12 protein-coding genes are annotated in these 16,166 nt (G+C 57.4%); 5 read left to right on the top strand and 7 right to left on the bottom strand.

Translation table 11 applies throughout. The features are described from left to right. Positions 1 to 34 precede the first annotated feature (34 nt). The 6 genes from ACR0K1_RS19570 to ACR0K1_RS19545 all read right to left on the bottom strand — a co-directional run bounded on the left by ACR0K1_RS19570 (position 35) and on the right by ACR0K1_RS19545 (position 9,058). Positions 35 to 1,609 (bottom strand): hypothetical protein, encoded by a 1,575-nt coding sequence (locus ACR0K1_RS19570; protein WP_480851591.1) that lies wholly within the window; start codon positions 1,607 to 1,609, stop codon positions 35 to 37. A gap of 217 nt (positions 1,610 to 1,826) precedes the next feature. After that, entirely contained in the window at positions 1,827 to 3,392 is a 1,566-nt protein-coding gene (xrtD, locus tag ACR0K1_RS19565; RefSeq protein WP_480851590.1) for a VPLPA-CTERM-specific exosortase XrtD, read from the bottom strand. Between the two features lie 188 nt (positions 3,393 to 3,580). Then, on the bottom strand, positions 3,581 to 5,125 hold the full coding sequence (locus ACR0K1_RS19560) for a hypothetical protein (protein WP_480851588.1): 1,545 nt from the start codon (positions 5,123 to 5,125) through the stop codon (positions 3,581 to 3,583). 56 nt (positions 5,126 to 5,181) lie between these two features. Then, positions 5,182 to 5,796, bottom strand: coding sequence for a polysaccharide biosynthesis/export family protein (locus ACR0K1_RS19555; RefSeq protein ID WP_480851587.1), 615 nt, complete (start codon positions 5,794 to 5,796; stop codon positions 5,182 to 5,184). Between the two features lie 108 nt (positions 5,797 to 5,904). After that, the gene (locus tag ACR0K1_RS19550; RefSeq protein ID WP_480851585.1) at positions 5,905 to 8,346 is read right to left on the bottom strand and encodes a tetratricopeptide repeat protein; all 2,442 of its coding nucleotides are present in this window, start codon (positions 8,344 to 8,346) and stop codon (positions 5,905 to 5,907) included. A gap of 82 nt (positions 8,347 to 8,428) precedes the next feature. Continuing rightward, complete coding sequence (locus tag ACR0K1_RS19545) at positions 8,429 to 9,058, bottom strand: sugar transferase (RefSeq protein ID WP_480851642.1); 630 nt, start codon at positions 9,056 to 9,058, stop codon at positions 8,429 to 8,431. A gap of 806 nt (positions 9,059 to 9,864) precedes the next feature. Here ACR0K1_RS19545 and ACR0K1_RS19540 point away from each other — a divergent pair. From ACR0K1_RS19540 to ACR0K1_RS19525, 4 genes are all read left to right on the top strand, one after another. Beyond that, entirely contained in the window at positions 9,865 to 10,641 is a 777-nt protein-coding gene (locus ACR0K1_RS19540) for an ExeA family protein (RefSeq protein ID WP_480851584.1), read from the top strand. A 61-nt stretch (positions 10,642 to 10,702) separates the two neighbouring features. Beyond that, positions 10,703 to 12,184, top strand: a complete 1,482-nt coding sequence (locus tag ACR0K1_RS19535) for a GumC family protein (protein WP_480851582.1) — start codon at positions 10,703 to 10,705, stop codon at positions 12,182 to 12,184. A gap of 31 nt (positions 12,185 to 12,215) precedes the next feature. Continuing rightward, entirely contained in the window at positions 12,216 to 13,040 is an 825-nt protein-coding gene (locus ACR0K1_RS19530; RefSeq protein WP_480851580.1) for a CpsD/CapB family tyrosine-protein kinase, read from the top strand. After that, on the top strand, positions 13,021 to 13,905 hold the full coding sequence (locus ACR0K1_RS19525; protein ID WP_480851578.1) for a glycosyltransferase family 2 protein: 885 nt from the start codon (positions 13,021 to 13,023) through the stop codon (positions 13,903 to 13,905). The genes ACR0K1_RS19530 and ACR0K1_RS19525 overlap by 20 nt, the downstream gene beginning before the upstream one ends. 65 nt (positions 13,906 to 13,970) lie before the next feature. Here ACR0K1_RS19525 and ACR0K1_RS19520 read toward each other — a convergent pair whose 3' ends face one another. Next, positions 13,971 to 14,516, bottom strand: coding sequence for a VPLPA-CTERM sorting domain-containing protein (locus tag ACR0K1_RS19520; protein ID WP_480851577.1), 546 nt, complete (start codon positions 14,514 to 14,516; stop codon positions 13,971 to 13,973). Between the two features lie 627 nt (positions 14,517 to 15,143). Here ACR0K1_RS19520 and ACR0K1_RS19515 point away from each other — a divergent pair. Beyond that, positions 15,144 to 16,148, top strand: coding sequence for a UDP-glucuronic acid decarboxylase family protein (locus tag ACR0K1_RS19515; protein WP_480851576.1), 1,005 nt, complete (start codon positions 15,144 to 15,146; stop codon positions 16,146 to 16,148). Positions 16,149 to 16,166: the final 18 nt, after the last annotated feature.

The raw sequence follows: 16,166 nt of genomic DNA, 5'->3' as shown, positions 1-16,166 counted from the left end.
GGGTCTCTGAGTCGATCATATCCTTAAGCCCGGACTATTGGTCAGCTGCGCGTTGATACAGCGTCCACGGCTCGGCTGCGGCCAGTATCCTGAAACCATCGACCTGTTGCTGGAAGGAATCCACCGCACAAACCACGACGGTATCCGCCTTTGCCTGTGACAAGACAGCCAGAGCAGAAGGCACCGTGTATTCGGAATCCCCACTGATCTGCCGAGTCGCCATCTGTATATCGTTCAGCGGCCCGATCAGTCGAATAGGCTGTTGTGTAGGATTGGCAAATGTCGGCACAGCGGTTCCGTTGAACACCATGAGAAACGACAGGGGGATGCAGCTAGGTCTGAAGACATGGGGATTTCTGGTATCTTCCAGATAAGCACCGGCCCCCAGGCTGAGCGTGTCATGCGTGTTGAGCGCCTCGAGGAAGGCCGCGTAGTTTTTGCCATCCTGATACCACCCGGTGGTCAGTACCAGGTTCCGGATCAGCAACAGCCCGGCAAGCGTTACGATCGCTGCCTGCCGGTACGACTGTTTTGCGTCCGGGTTCAGAGACAGGCTGGCCGCCAGAAGCGTCAGCAACAGAAGCGGGGTGCGCTCGCTGAGATGTCCGACCCCAAACAGGTTGGGCGGTATGATCAGAACCAGCACGGCGCAAAGCGCAACGGCAAGCTTCATGCGCTTGTCGATGTGCCAGACACCGGCCAGCAGGCCGCAGATCAACACGCCCCACAAAACAACGCCGAACCCGTAATCGAACGAGCGCCAGGTCGAATCCGCCACCCGCAAAAAGCCGTCGATGCGCAGGAAAACCTCGGTACTCAGCCGGTCCCACAGGGTTCCTTTTTCGGCATGTGCCAGCAGGTTCGAAACCGGTGAGGTCGCGCCGCCATCCGCGGTTTTCGTCTGCAGGAACAGCAAAACCGGGGCGACGGCGATCAAGGCCAGTCTGCCGGCCCGTCGTGCAAGGGCGGCAAACCCCAAATGCCCGGCCCGAAGCGCAAGAGACAGCTCGACCATGCCTAGGATCAGACCCCAAAGCGCAAATGCGAAGCCGTGGATGAAAAATAGCAGTAGACCCAGAGCGGCCGTAATCAGCAACTGGCGCGCCGGACGGTCCTGTGTCGCAATCCAGTATCCGGTTGCGCCCAAAAGAACGCCCAGCCCAAGCAGAAAGTTCGAAAACCCCCAGATCAGGATATGGTTGTAGGCCACCAGCCCGGCCAGCAGCACGTTCAGTGTCGTGATCCGGCTATGCAGGACATGTGACAGGTACAGGGCACCGGCAAAGGGCGCGGCGATGATGAGCCCGGCAATCAGCTTTGCCCCAAGCAGCGGGTGCAGCATCTTCATGATGCTCACCCCCACAATATCGAGACCGAGATTGGGCAGCAGTTGCCAGGCGGATTCGTAATACTGTTGCAGCGCATTCGAATCCGGCAGGTTTGCCAGAACATAGTAGCGCGCAATATGGGCGTAGAAATCAGTCAGAGGCAGGACGGGTGTCACGAACAGCGGAATGAGACTGACGCATACGGTCAGTACCAGAACCATGCGCTGGCCGTCACTTCGGATCGACGTATTCATCTCTGCCGTACACTCATACTTTTTCATATACTCAATAATCAGAACGTTTTGTCGGCGAATAATCGGAACCACCTCACCATACAGTTATTATGTTCAGAAGTGGTTTGAAATTTTAGATATACCTGCCATGCGGCAAAGGTTTGGCGGCCGTATAAATTGATCGTGCTCTGGATGCATCTTCTTCACACGCGTCGTGCTGAACCGGGTAAAGAAATGGGTTGGTCATTCATATCTGAAACAGCTGTCATTGCGGGACAAAGCGGGGCAGCGGCCTCAGGCTGGGCTCCATGAAGCGCTGCAATCTTGCATCTGCGTCGGCGTCGGTTTCGCCGGGCAGGATGGGGGTTACGAACCGGACCAATGCGCCATCGGTCCGGCCCATGGTGAACCCGTCCTGAATGACGCTTATCTTGGCGCGGAAATCGTTGACCATGCGTTTGCCGCGCTGTTCGAACCAGTAATAGACAAGCTGTTTTGACAGCTCTTTTTGGATCACCGCGCGGTTGACGGTGAAACTGCCATAGGGGGTATTGCCGGGATTGATCTCATACGGTTCCAGGCTGAAGATTTCCCAGCCTCCGACCGGCAGACAAACCTCGGGGGAATGGATGCCATCGCCATCGGTTTGCTTGTTGTAGAAGGCCACGAACATGTTCACGAAATCACCGGACCCGGTGTCGATATAGGTGGCATTCAGATAATCGTCCGCGCCAAGGGTCTGTTCGACCTTGGCATCAAGGCTGGTGGTCGAACCCGACCAGGGCCCGAGCTGACGGGGGTAGAGGACAAACGGATCGCGCTCGATGGGCTGCACGTCCGAGGCCGGCCGCAGGGCCCAGGCGGTTGATACCGCAAGTGTCAACAGCGCTGCCACCGCCAGCGCGACCGAGGCGCGAATGCTGAAAATGCGCAGCGCGATGGCCCCCAGCCCGTCGGTATCCAGATCGATGGTTTCGGCAAAGGGTTTGGGATCGGGGGCAAGGCGCTGCAACCCGATCGCCATGAGAAACAGAATGGCCACGCAGATCAGGAAGATGATCCAGCCTTCGAAGAAATGCATGAACCCTTCGGCCTGTTCGATGCCATAATGGTTGACCAGAACGCCGATCACGCCGATGCGGACTGAGTTCATCAGGACGGTCAGCGGAGCGGCCGAGAGCATCAGAACCGCCTTGTGCCAGACCGGGCCGCGATAGAGCAGGGCGAACAGGTACGAGAAGCTGAGGATCGGGAACAGGTAGCGCAACCCGGAACAGGCCTCGGCCACCTGCAGTTTGTAGACCCCCAGATCGATGACATTGCCTTCGATAAAGACCGAAACCCCGGCCAGCTGTACAAACCAGACCCCAAGCTCGGACGACACCCATTGCAGAAAGATCGTCAGCTTCCAGTAGACGAACTGCGGCAAGGGCAGCATGAAGACCAGATGGATCACCGGCAGTTGGTGATATTTGCCGCGCTGCCAGCCGAACACGGTCAGCATGACGCCGCCGGTCCAGATGATCATCGCATAGGTGACGATATCCGGAATACGCGCCAGATTGCCGAGAACAGCTATGGCCAGGGCCACGGCGATGACCGCGATGCCCGGCCAGCGGTCATGAACCGCTGGAGTGGCGGGCGGATAATTGCGCAGCTCGCGCAGGAACAGATACAGTGAGATGATGGGGATCAGCGGTCCGTGGCTGTATTCGGGGGTGCTCCACGCCGCGCCCAGCGAGACGATTCCGATCCAGAAAACAGGGACCGAGCCCACCAGCAGCAGCACAAACCAGAACAGCCCGGCGGCGTTGAGGGCCGGCAGGGACATTCTGGCCGCCTCAATCACCTTGGTGCGACTATCGTTCGATTCGAAATGCTGCATCGCTTTTCATCATGCACAATCGGATGTGATCTGGAATTCCGGCGGTTCGGGGTCGCGGGCTTTTGATCCCTCGTCGAAACAATCAGATCATTGGGACGGTTTTGTTCGAAATTACAGACTGCGGTGAAAACAGGTCAGGGTTTCAGGATGAACCGCCGCCCAAGGGTCAAAAAGACCGAGCTTGAACTTGCGGTAAAGCCGTTCTGATCATCTCTTTCGTATTGGTATCCCACGTTCATCGCCCAGTCCCGTGTGATCGCGCGGCTATAGGATGCGTTGAACGTGCCGCGTTGACGCGGGTTCGACGGACCTGATCCTTCGGTTTCCTGGTCAATGAAATCAAGGCTGAAGGACAGGCCGGACACTGAGTTGATGAAATAGTCATATGTCAGGAAGGCCAGCGTCTGGCGGGTTTCCAGACTGTCGGTGCTGGTGCCGACCCGGCGCTGGATCGTCGCCCCGATCCGGGAACTGGGCAGTTGGTAGGAATAGTCGATCTGACCAATCGGGGTGATCTCATCAAACGGCCCCCGGGTGAACCCGACATTGAAACCCAATGATCCGCTGGCCCGCTGATAGCTGCGTCCGGCGGTTGCGTTAAGTCTGGAGCCGTTTACCCCAAAAATCTGGTCAATCTGCACATCGGCATTGCCGTCGGCCAGCGTTTTGTTCCAGGCGAAATTCCAGACGAAGTCTTCGGTAACATCATTTGTATTGTTGGCGCGTTCGGTGTCATCAACCCTTGTGTATCCGGCATTGGCGGTGACAGTGGTTATGGCAGAGATATTATAGGTCCCGCCCGCCGTAACGGTCGTTGTCTGCCGGTCGGTCTGCACGCTGTCATCCGCCGTGAAATCTTCGTAATTGACCCTCAGATTTCCCTGCAGAATGGGTGAAAACCGGAACAGCGTGGTTGCGGTGTAAATGTCTGAGCTGTTCTCGAACAGGTTTGGATCGATGGTATTGCTATAGCGGCGTTCGCGGTGGCTGTAGTTGAACTGGAACCCCAGAGGGGCGTTCAGGCCCACGGCCCAGTCCAGGTTTGCGCGAGTGTTGACCTGATCTCCGACGGTGCCGATCACGTCGGCGGAGTCGATGATCCCGTCGAAATTGGTGTCTGTCAGCGATCGGTTGAAGGCCAGATCCTGTTCGGTATAGTCAAGCAGCAGACCAAGCTGGCTGTTCGAGCGCACGCGCTGATATGCAAGTTGTGCGGATGGATCTGAAAACGACGATTCCGTCCCGATGATCGGCTCGTTGGCGATCCGGTACAAGCCCGATAGATCAAGGGCCAGAGTGGAGTCCGAGGCTTGCCGCAGGACGCTCAGGGCAAGCGTATTTTCCCACCATGTCGTTGATCCGAGCGACGGATCGGTCAGTCTGAGGTTGTTGTCATGCCGGAGCGATGTCAGATAATCCAGCGTGACGCTCAGACCGGACCCCGTGCCGGTTGCCAAACCGGTTGTGGGCAGACCAACCTGCCGGGCCGGGTTCTGCAGGGCCTGTTGCGTGATCAACTGCTGGCTGGGGGTCTGTTGGACAAGTGTTGACGGCACGGTTGTCTGTTGCAGAGTTGTTTGCGCTGAAGCTGTTGGCTGCGCCGTCGCTTGCTGTACGGGGGCCTGCGGTATCTGGGTCTGTTGCCCGATTGCCGGTGTCAGCGAAACTGCAAAAGCCACCCCGCCCCCCAGTGCGGTGGACAGCCTGTTCCTGGATTTCCCCACCTGTATAGCCCCTATTCGAACAAGCGGCGTGCTGGCACGACAACGACGTCTCCGGGTTTAAGTACTGTATTGCCCTGAATACCGCCGCCCGAGCCGTTGTAATTGTAGGTATATCTGTTCATCACGCCTGTTTTAGTGTCAGCCCGGCGCAATTCGATGCGCTTACGGGCCGCGAAATTGGTCAGGCCGCCGGCCTGCGCCAAAACCTGAAGAATGGTCGTTCCCTCGGTCGCAAGATGCTTTCCGGGTACGTTGACCTCGCCCATTATGAAGACCTCGATCGTCGGCCCGGTGGGGGCCAGCCCGCCCAGTAACGGAGGCGGTGCAAGCGATGCGATCGAGATGAATACGGTCGGCGGTGTGTTGAAATTCCTGGCCAGCGCCGAAGACAAAGACGAGCTTAGCCCGTTGGTGGATTGCCCGGCGGCCCGCAATGAGCCGGCCAGGGGAAAGTTGATAGAGCCATCGGGCAGAACCAGAACGGTCCGGTTGAGGGTGGGATCTTCCAGAACCTCGACCTGAAGCGCATCGCCCGGCTGGATTTGATATGAGCCTTGCGCCCATGATCCCGTTGCCACGACCATGGCAATGACAAGAGTGATCAATGATCCGATAACTGTACGCATATTCAAATCTTTCACTTTTTCTCTTCGTTTATGCCTGTCAGCAACTTTCTAGACAATCCACAGGATGTTTGAAGAGGGCAAGATGCGGCAGAAATACAGCGCTCTTTTTTATTGCCCAGCGACGCTTGCCGAGCTCAATTGTTCGATTTCCTCCTCGAGCGTCGGGGAAATATCCAGGGCAATCCCGGTCTTTTGGGCGGCCTGGAAGGCGCGCATGGCTTCGTCTGTCCGATCAACCGCGGCCAGGGCCTTGCCCAGATGGTAAAGCACCAGAGGCTGATCCGGGAAAGCTCTGGCCGCCGGTTCCAGATAAATCAGCGCCTCTTCATAGCGGCCCAGCCGATAGGCGACCCAGCCATAGGTGTCCTGATAGGCGGGTATTCTTGTGCCGCGCAGCCGCCGCACCAGATTCTGTGCCTGCTCAAGGCTTTCGTCATCGCTGCGGTGGGTCGTCAGAAGGCTTGCCAGATTGTTGGCCACGACCAGAGATCGGTTGCTGAGCGGGTACAGCGTTTCATAGACCGCAATCGCTTGATCCAGCTCGCCGGCGCGTTCGTGCTCTGCCGCCTGCAGCATCAGAAGGTCCGGGTTCTCGGGCAAGGCGGCCAGTGCCTCATCCAGCACGGCGCGGGCCTGCTCGGGCTGTTCGCGCTGAATTTGCAGCGAAAACAGTGAGGTCCAGGCGCGGGCCGCATCCGGGTGATCCTTGAGGATCGCGCGGTAGAGCAGTTCGGCGTCGTCGAACTTGCCTTCACCAGTCAGGACGTGGGCTTTCACAAACCGCAGGATCAGCGAGTCCGGGTCTTCGGCAAGCAACTCATTCAGGCGTTCGGTGGCCCCGGCCACGTCGCCCTGCGTCAGCATCAGCCGGATAAGGGCAATGTCGGCGGACAGCCCGAATTCAGGGTCATTTGCCAATTCCTGCAGAAAGGCTTCCAGTTCATCCTTGCGTTCCTGGGTCGCCAGCATCTGTGCCCTGAGTTCGTTTGACCGCCGCAGCGCATCGGGGTTGTCCAGGGCGCGGACGGTGTTCAGCACCACCTCGAGCCGTTCCCAGTTCTGCAGGTTCAGATAGACGCTGCCGAGTGCAAGAAACAAATCCGGGTTCTCGGGATTTTGCTGCAGGGCGTCGATCAGAATACGTTCGGCGATTTCCAGATCGCCCCCTGTAACCAGATGCTGGGCATAGTTCAGCGTCTCTTCCGGCGCGTTCTGGGACACCTCTGTCGCAAGCGCCAGCATTTCCCCCATCAGTTCCCGGTTGCCGTTGCGCTCATGCGCACGGGCCATCAGGGTCATCAACCGCGAATCCCGTGGGGTTTGGTGCAGCGCTTCGCGCAACAGCACGATCGCATCGCCGGTTTGTTCTTCCTCGATCAGCCAGGCGGCCTTGAGTTTGACCGCTTCGGTCTGTGTCGGGTCTTCGGCCAGAACCCTTTCGATCACGGCCCGCCCCTCGTCGGGCTCGCCGACAATCAACAGCATCCGGGCAAGTTCCACTTCGCTTTCGCGGGTCCGGGTGGTGCGTTCGGCACCTTCAAGCAATTCCCGCATCTCGTCAAGCGCGGTTTGCGTGTCACCGAGCTGGAATTTCAACGCCGCCCGCATGGTCCTGAAGCGCGGCGCATTGGCCCCGCCGATCGCGATGATGTCATCCAGTTCGGCAATCGCCACGTCAGAGCCGCGATGTTCTGACAGAAACGTGATGAGCCTTTGTGTCGAAAGCGGATCCTGTGCCTGCGGGTCTGCCTGATCGCGCAGAACACCTTCGGCAGCATTCAGATTGTTCTGGTCGACATAATGTTCGAACAGCATCTGCTGCACGCTGGTATCTTCGGGGAAGATCTGCAGCATCTGCATCAGTTGCTTTTCGATCTCGTCGGGTTTCTGCAACTCCTGCAATGCCCGCAGCCGAATGGCATATAAATTGCTTTGCTCCGGGGCAAAGCCAAGGGCCGTATCGGTTTCCTCCAGCACAGCCGCCCAATCCTGGGTCCGGACCAGATCATCGATGACAATCTGCCGCGCGGTCATCAGGTCGGGGCGGTCATTCAAGATTTTGTGGGCCGTGTCGATGGTCCGGGCCGCCCCGGCATCGTTGTTGGCCTTGACCGCATCGGTGTAGGCCAGCGTGTTGTTGAGCGATTTGATTTCGATGTCATCCGGCGCAAGGTCCTTTGCCGCCCCGGCATAGCGGCGCAGGTCTTCCCAGTTCCCTATTCCCAGGGCCATCTCCGCCAAAGCGCGATGGCCTTCAAGGTTGTCCGGATATTGCTCGACCAGCAGCAGATATTGCCGGTATGCGACCGAGATATTGCCGCGGTCGCGCTCGATCCGGGCAAAGGTCAGACGGGCCTCTTTGTGCTGGCCGTTCAGCTTGAAGACATTCCTGAATTCGACCAGCGCGCGTTCGACATCACCGTTTTCCAGATGGGCCAGACCGGCCTGGAAATGCGCTTCGGCCCGTTCTTCGGCCGAGTCGCAGGCGCTGAGAACCAGAGCTAAGGCAAAAAAGACAATCGCCAGACGATTGCCGGCCACAAGGGACATTCTTCTTATGATTGACATGCTCATTACCCGGTGCCGAAGGAAAGGGGGTTGGCCTGATTACACCCGGCAGCGGGTCAGGTCGTCAACAGCCGGTGCCGCGCAGCACAACGGAAACCGTCCGCACCAGAATGGAAATATCCGAGGTGAAAGACATGTTCTTCCAGTATTCGGTATCGTGATGCGCACGTTCGGCGAACGAGGAATTGTTCCGCTTTGAAACCTGCCATGCCCCGGTGATGCCGGGAAGCATCGAATAGTAGGTTGTGCTGGGATATATGCTTTGCTGGTTCACCATCATCGGGCGGGGACCGATCATGGACATATCACCCACAAGCACGTTCCAGAATTGCGGCAACTCATCCATCGAGGATTTCCGCAGGAATGAGCCGAACTTGATGATGCGCGGGTCATTGCGCAGCTTCTGGTTCCGGTCCCACTCCGCGCGCGCATCGGGATTGGCCGCCAGATGGTCCTTCAGCACCGTCTCGGCGTCATGCACCATGGTGCGCAGTTTCAGCAGTTTGAATACTTGGCCGTTCTTACCGACCCGCTCCTGCCGGTAAAACGGCGTAACGCCCTGAAAGGCCAGAAATACAGCAAGGCCCAGAACCACCGGCACGACAAACGGTATCGTAAGCAGCACGAATGCCACGTCGAAAACGCGTTTCCCTGTGCTTCTGTAAAACCCCGAAGACTGTGTCGGGGCCCGCATAACAGAGATGTTAGGGTAGCCCGCGCCAGCGTTGGCCACCTCTTCCGAATGACTTGTCACTATTTAAACCCCCAACACACAACTCATACCAAAGAACCACTTACCAAACTCAGGAACTTACTACGCTCAACCTCAAACTTACTTACATACGAAAAGTATTATATTTTTATGTCTGTTTAAGTTCTGCCTCTGCTCACATCACAGGCAGACCCCCTTTACCAAGTGTTAACAAATTCCTGCCCGCTTGCAAAACATTAATCATAAAAGGGGTTGTCCCAAGTTCGTGACATACCGGACCTGCCGAAGGCCGCCAACGCAAAAAATTTATGCCAACCGGGGAACGCATGCGGGGTATTTGTTCGAAATGATGGATAATGGGTAAAGCTTGGCAGTTTTGGTTCCAATTTCGGAAATCAGATGCATTTCTGGCGGGCGACGTCTTCAGAGACTCGGTGCCGCTCATTTAGGCAGCCTGTGTAAAGGCATCGAGGAAACAATGGCTTGGATTTCATCGGATTGAGAGGGCCAAAGCGTCAATTTGGAGGCTGTGAATTTTAGTGATGCTCGCTATCTTGATTTTATGGCAGAGTAATTACCAAGTGCTTTATTAGTTCATGTGATAATCTGCGTTGTATAAGGGTTTACTGGTGGTTCAGGGTGCGATTTCGAGTGATCTCAGGGGGGCCAGGATCAGGTTTGACAAAGCGGAAGGCAACCGTGGTGCAATGGCGTCCAGCGACGGGTTTTATCTAGATTTCTTCGGGCTTGACCGGCGGCCTTTCACACTGCTTCCGGACCCTGGGTTCATGTATTGGTCGCCGCTTCACAAGCGGGGCTATTCGGTCCTGCAATTCGGCGTCATGAGCTGCGCACCGATTACCGTGCTGACGGGTGAGATCGGGGCGGGAAAAACAACTCTGGTTCAGCATCTTTTGAGCGAGATGGAGCAATCGATCACAGTCGGGCTGATCTCAAACGCTCAGGGCGGGCGCGGAGAGCTGTTGCAATGGGTGTTGCACGCTCTGGGGTTGCCGATCGAGAAAGATGCAACCTATGTGCAGCTGTTTAGGGCACTGCAGGATTTTCTGGTCTCGGAATATGCCGCAGGACGCCGGGTGATTCTGATCTTTGACGAAGCGCAGAATCTGACCGTCGAAGGTCTGGAAGAAATCCGCATGCTGACCAACATCAACGCAAACACGGATGAGCTGATTCAGCTTGTTCTGGTCGGCCAGCCCGAGCTGCGTGACATGGTTCTGGACCCCAAGATGCGTCAGCTGACGCAAAGGGTGGCCGCAAGTTTTCATCTGGAACGGATGGATGAGGCCTCGGTCGAACGCTATATTAAGCACAGAATGAAGATCGCCGGCGGCTCGGGCGAAGAGTTCACGGAAGACGCCTGCAAGATGATTTTCCAGCAGACACGCGGTGTGCCGCGTCTTGTGAACCAGTTTTGTGATTTCGCCCTGCTTTATGCCTGGACAAGTGAGTCAGACAAGGTGGATGAAGGCGTCGTCAATCAGGTGGTCGAGGATGGTGTGTTCTTTGGTGGCAACTCGCTTGAGAAGGAGCTGATAGACTGAAATGGGTCCGGTTCGTTACTATTCTTCCATTTTTCTGAGGCGGCTCCCGTATTTCCTTGTTGTGGCGCTGGTTGTTTCGGTGACGTCCGTCATCATCGCGATGAGTTTGCCGTCGACATATGTGTCGCAGATGCGGCTTATCGTTGAATCGCCGCAGATTCCGGGCAACCTTGCGGCCAGCACCGTCAATACCTCGGCCGGCGAACAGTTGCAGATCGTTGAACAGCGCCTGCTTACACGGCCGGTCCTTCTGGATATCGCCCGCCAGATTTCCGTATTGCCCAATCAGGACGAAGCAACCCCGGATCAGATCGTTGACACGATGCGGTCGAGCACCCGAATCCGCATCAACTCGGGTCTGAACCAGGCCAGCCTGATGAGCATTTCTTTCGAGGCCCGGTCCGGTCAGATTGCCGCTGGAGTGCTCAATGAATACCTGACGGAAATCCAGAAACTCGACGTGTCTTACCGCAAAGGGCGCGCATCGGACACGCTGAGCTTTTTCCAGCAGGAAGTGGATCGCCTTGGCAACGAGTTGGACAAACGCAGCGCCCGCATTCTGGAATTCGAAAGAGAAAACTCCGGTGCCCTGCCCAGCAGCCTGCAGTTCCGGCTGGCGCAGCAAGGGGCGTTGCAGACCAATCTCGAACAAACGGATCAGCAGATTTTCTCAAAAAAAACTGAGCGGGAGAATCTGCTGGAGTTCTACAATTCGACCGGTCAGATCGGTAACTTAGCACCACAAAACCAAACAACTGCGCAGTTGGAGTTGGAGCAGTTGCGACGCGAGCTTGACGCGAAGCTTGCGATCTATTCGGAAGCCAATCCGCAGATCAAACTCCTGCGGGCCAGAATCGCGCAGCTGGAAAAGACGGTGGCCGCCGAGCAGGCGACCAATACCGTGCCAGTCAACCCTCAGACAGGCAACTCATCGCTGGACCTGCAACTGGCCCAGCTTGATTCCCAAATCTCGGCGCTGGAGGATCAGAGGGTTGCGATTGCGGATCGCCTTGCCAAGCTGACGCTGACCATCGACCAGACTCCGGCCAACGCGATCACGCTGGCGGAACTGCAGCGGGATCATGACAACATCCAGGCCCAGTACAACAACGCTGTCGACCGTTTGGCTGCGGCATCGACCGGTGAGCGGATTGAAGTGACATCGCAGGGTCAGCGCATTTCGGTGATCGAATATCCCGTGGCACCAAGTTCGCCGACCAAACCCAACCGCATGTTCATTGCCGCAGGGGGCATTGCCTTTGGGATCTTGCTCGGCACGGCCCTGGTTGTGCTGCTGGAGCTTCTGAACCGATCCGTGCGCCGGCCCGAAGACCTGATCAACAAGCTGGATGTCTGGCCGATCGCGACCATTCCCTATGCGCCCTCCCGTGGCGAGATGATCCGACGCCGGGTCGCCTGGATTGCAGTGATTCTGGCCATTCTGATTGGTACGCCCGCAGCTGTCTGGGCCGTACATACCTATTACTTACCGCTGGACCTAATCGCCGAAAAAGTGATCGACAAGTTGGAGGTTTATTGGTGATTTTTGCTTCTACAGGATTGGATAGGGCATAATGGACCGTCTTCAGGAGGCAATTCGCAAAGCCCGCGATGAGCGCGCAAACCGCCAGCCAGAACCGCCCGTGCCGCCCGAAGCACCGCAGCCAGTTCCACCGGAAAGCCGGGGCGGGGCCTGGGATGCTCTGCCCGAGTTGCAGATTGAACAGCGCCTGATTACGCGCAATCGCCTGATTGCCTATCACGGCGGTGCCGAGGCCGCGCCCTATGACATGTTGCGGACAAAGATGCTGCAGCAGATTCAGGCCAACGGTTGGCGTCGGGTGGCTTTGACATCCCCCTATAGCGGCTGCGGCAAAAGCACGGCCACAGCCAATCTGGCCTTTAGTCTGGGCCGGCAGAAGGACCTGCGCACGATCGTCATTGATTTCGACATGCGGCGCATGGGGCTGGCCGAGATCCTGCGGCAGACGGGCAATTACAGCATGGCCGATGTCATTCACGGTGACATCTCGTTTCATCAGCATGCGCTGCGCCATGGTCAGAATGTCATCTTCGGGCTGAATTATTCCTCGACACGCAATCCGGCCGAGGTTCTGCAAAGCCGGGCAATGATCGAAACGCTGGAACGAATCGAGGAAGAGTACCAGCCGGACATCATGCTGTTCGATACCCCGCCGCTGATGGCAAGCGACGACAGCCACGGGTTTCTCAAGAACGTTGATTGCGCCCTGCTGTTGGGTGCGGCCGAGGAAACCAGCATCGACCATATCGATGTGGCCGAACAGCAGCTGGCGGAACTGACAAAGGTCATGGGTATCGTGCTGACCAAATGCCGCTATATCAGCGAGGCTTTCGGCTATGAGTACGGCTCTTACTGATCCGGGCCCGGCAGATGCGGTCATAATTCCCCATTACAACGATCTTCCCAGGCTGGAACGCTGCCTGCGGGCGTTGATGGAAAATGACATCGCCAACACCGAGATCGTGGTAGTGGACAATGCCTCTCCGGTCTCACTTGAGGGGATAAGTCAGACCTTCCCCCAGGTGCGGTTCATAACCGAAACCCAGAAGGGTGCCGCGCATGCCCGCAACAGGGGCGTGGCCGAAACCACGGCGCAGCGGCTGTTTTTCATCGATGCCGATTGCGTGCCCGCGTCTGACTGGCTGACGGTTGGCCGTGAGATTGCAGACCGGGCCGATCTGATCGGAGGGCGGGTCGATGTCTTTGACGAAACCCCGCCGCCGCGCAGCGGGGCCGAGGCGTTCGAGGCGGTTTTTGCCTTCAACTTCCGCAGATATATCGAGGTTCAGGGGTTTTCCGGCGCGGGCAATCTGCTGACCCGGCGCGATGTGTTCGACGCGATTGGCGGGTTTATCAACGGTGTGTCGGAAGATCGGGAATGGACCATGCGGGCGGTGTCGCGCGGGTATTCTCTGATCTATGAAGACCGGTTCAAGGTCAGCCATCCGTCGCGGCAGGACTGGCCCGCGCTCAAGACCAAATGGCGGCGGACAACGCAGGAAGCCTATCAGCTGAACGGCGGCGGATTGGCCGCACGCCTGCGATGGGCGCTGCGCGGTCTGGCCATGCCCGCCAGTGCGGTGGTGCATACGCCCAAAGTTCTGGCAAGCCGCAAGCTGGCGTCACCGGGCGAGACCCTGAAGGCTGTCGTGACGCTGATCCGGCTGAGATGCACGCGCATGATCTGGATGCTGCGGCAGGCGACCGGCGGCAAAATCTGACCCCGGGCATGAAAAAAGGGCCGTCTACCGGCCCTTTTACCATAACATCGCTTATGAAGCTGTTCTTAGGCCGCCATCTTGCGGCGGCGCATCAGGCCCAGCCCGCCAAGCGCGGTCAGCAGCAGCACACCACCGGCAGGCAGCGGAACCGCAGCTACGTCAAAGTCGAAGCCGATATTGCCGCCATTTGTCGGAGTGGCCGAAGACGCCCACGAGAACACCAGGGTCTGGTTCAGACTGGTGCTTGCGCTGCTGAAGATCGTGTTGAGCGTCGTCTGGAAGCCGTTGCCCAGGATCGTAGCCGTGGCAAATGGCACACCGCCGGGGTTGGCCGTATCGACCCAACTCATGGTCAGGCCGGTGAACAGGCCGAACACATTGATCGTAACCGACGCGTTTGCCTTTCCGCCCAGCGGATCAACGGGCGAAAAGAAATCCACCGAGTACGAGCCGGGGCCACCCGGGCTTGTCGCTGTGCCGATGAAAAGGCTGTCGGACGTGATGTCGTAAGGACCGCCGCCGGTTGTCACCGTTGTCACGGCGCTGGCAGTTCCGGTCATCAATACAGCGGCTGCCAAAGCGAACGCCATTGTCTTTAAGGTTTTGAACATTATTCCCACCCTCGTAACTCATTAATGTGGCGCACCGCAAAAAGTTCAGCCCTCAACGGCACCCGTTAAGATCAATTTAACAATTACATATTTTGTCACTTGGACGCGAGTGCTTTTATCGAAAATATGGTTTTTTTGTGTTTACTTAGATGATTTCAGCCCCCCAATAACCGATTAGGGCGAGCACTGTTTCTCGATTGCGAACGACCTTCCGCTATGTGCGCTTGGCCCGCCGGCTGATTCCCGCAGCAATAGAATGTACTCATGCCTGCAAATCCCGGCCCTTGCCCTGCCCGCCCTCTTTCAGAGAATCCAGCGGGCTCAACGCAGCGTCTTTTGACGTGTTCGGAACAATATCGATGCGATTCCCGGATTGTTGCACTCCCTGTCAGCGGCGGGTTCCGAGGGCTGCATCCGGCGGGAAAAAATCATGAAATCCGCAACGCTTTCATATTTATTCTTCGTCACCCCAAAAACTTCGTGTAGCGTCGGACAAGATGTACATACTGAGTGCGGGCACTCAATTTTGCAGCCGAATTCTGTATTTTATTCGTTTGTAGTGTCTGGCCGTTTTTAGAAAACCGATACGCGCTGAGGCCGGTCGGGACTTAACTGCAGAGAACGCTGATGAACGCGTCTGATTTTGACCACAACGACATGCATCTGAACGCCAAGCGGATTCTGGTAACAGGAGGCGCCGGGTTCCTGGGTTCGCACCTGTGTGAAGCCCTGCTGGAACAGGGGCACGAGGTTATATGTGTCGACAACTTTTTCACCGGTCGGCGGGGGAACCTGTACCATCTGCTGAACAATCCCCGGTTCGAGGTCATGCGCCACGATGTGACCTTTCCGCTCTATGTCGAGGTGGATCAGATTTACAATCTGGCCTGCCCGGCCTCGCCCTTTCATTACCAGCACGATCCGGTGCAGACGACCAAGACGGCGGTGCATGGGGCGATCAACATGCTGGGACTGGCCAAGCGGGTTGGCGCGCGCATCCTGCAGGCCTCGACCTCCGAAGTGTATGGCGACCCGCAAATCCATCCGCAGACCGAGGATTACGTCGGCCACGTCAATCCGATCGGGCCGCGCTCGTGCTATGATGAAGGCAAGCGCTGCGCCGAGACCTTGTTCTTTGACTATTACCGCCAGCACAACCTGCCGATCAAAGTGGCGCGGATCTTCAACACCTACGGGCCGAACATGCATCCCGATGACGGGCGCGTGGTGTCCAATTTCATCATGCAGGCCCTGAACGGTGAGCCGATCACCATTTACGGCGATGGTAGCCAGACCCGGTCCTTCTGTTTCGTGTCCGATCTGATCGGTGGGCTGATCAAGCTGATGGAATCCCCCGAGGACGTCACCGGGCCGATCAATCTGGGCAATCCGGTCGAGATGAGCATCCGCGAACTGGCCGAAGCCGTGATCCGCCTGACCGGATCGAAATCCGAACTGGTGATGCGCCCGCTGCCGCAGGACGACCCGATCCAGCGCCAGCCGGATATCACCCGCGCCCGCGAACAACTGGGCTGGACCCCGCAGGTGGCGTTGGAGGATGGGCTGAAGGCCACCATTGCTTATTTCCAGCGCGTAGCTGTGGCAGCGGAGAGCGCTGTAGAACGGATATGAACGTATCGGTTCCCTCTG

Source organism: Ruegeria sp. F5 (assembly GCF_056533845.1).
Note: the sequence above shows the minus strand (reverse complement) of the source record. Positions and strands in the feature narration are given on the sequence as shown.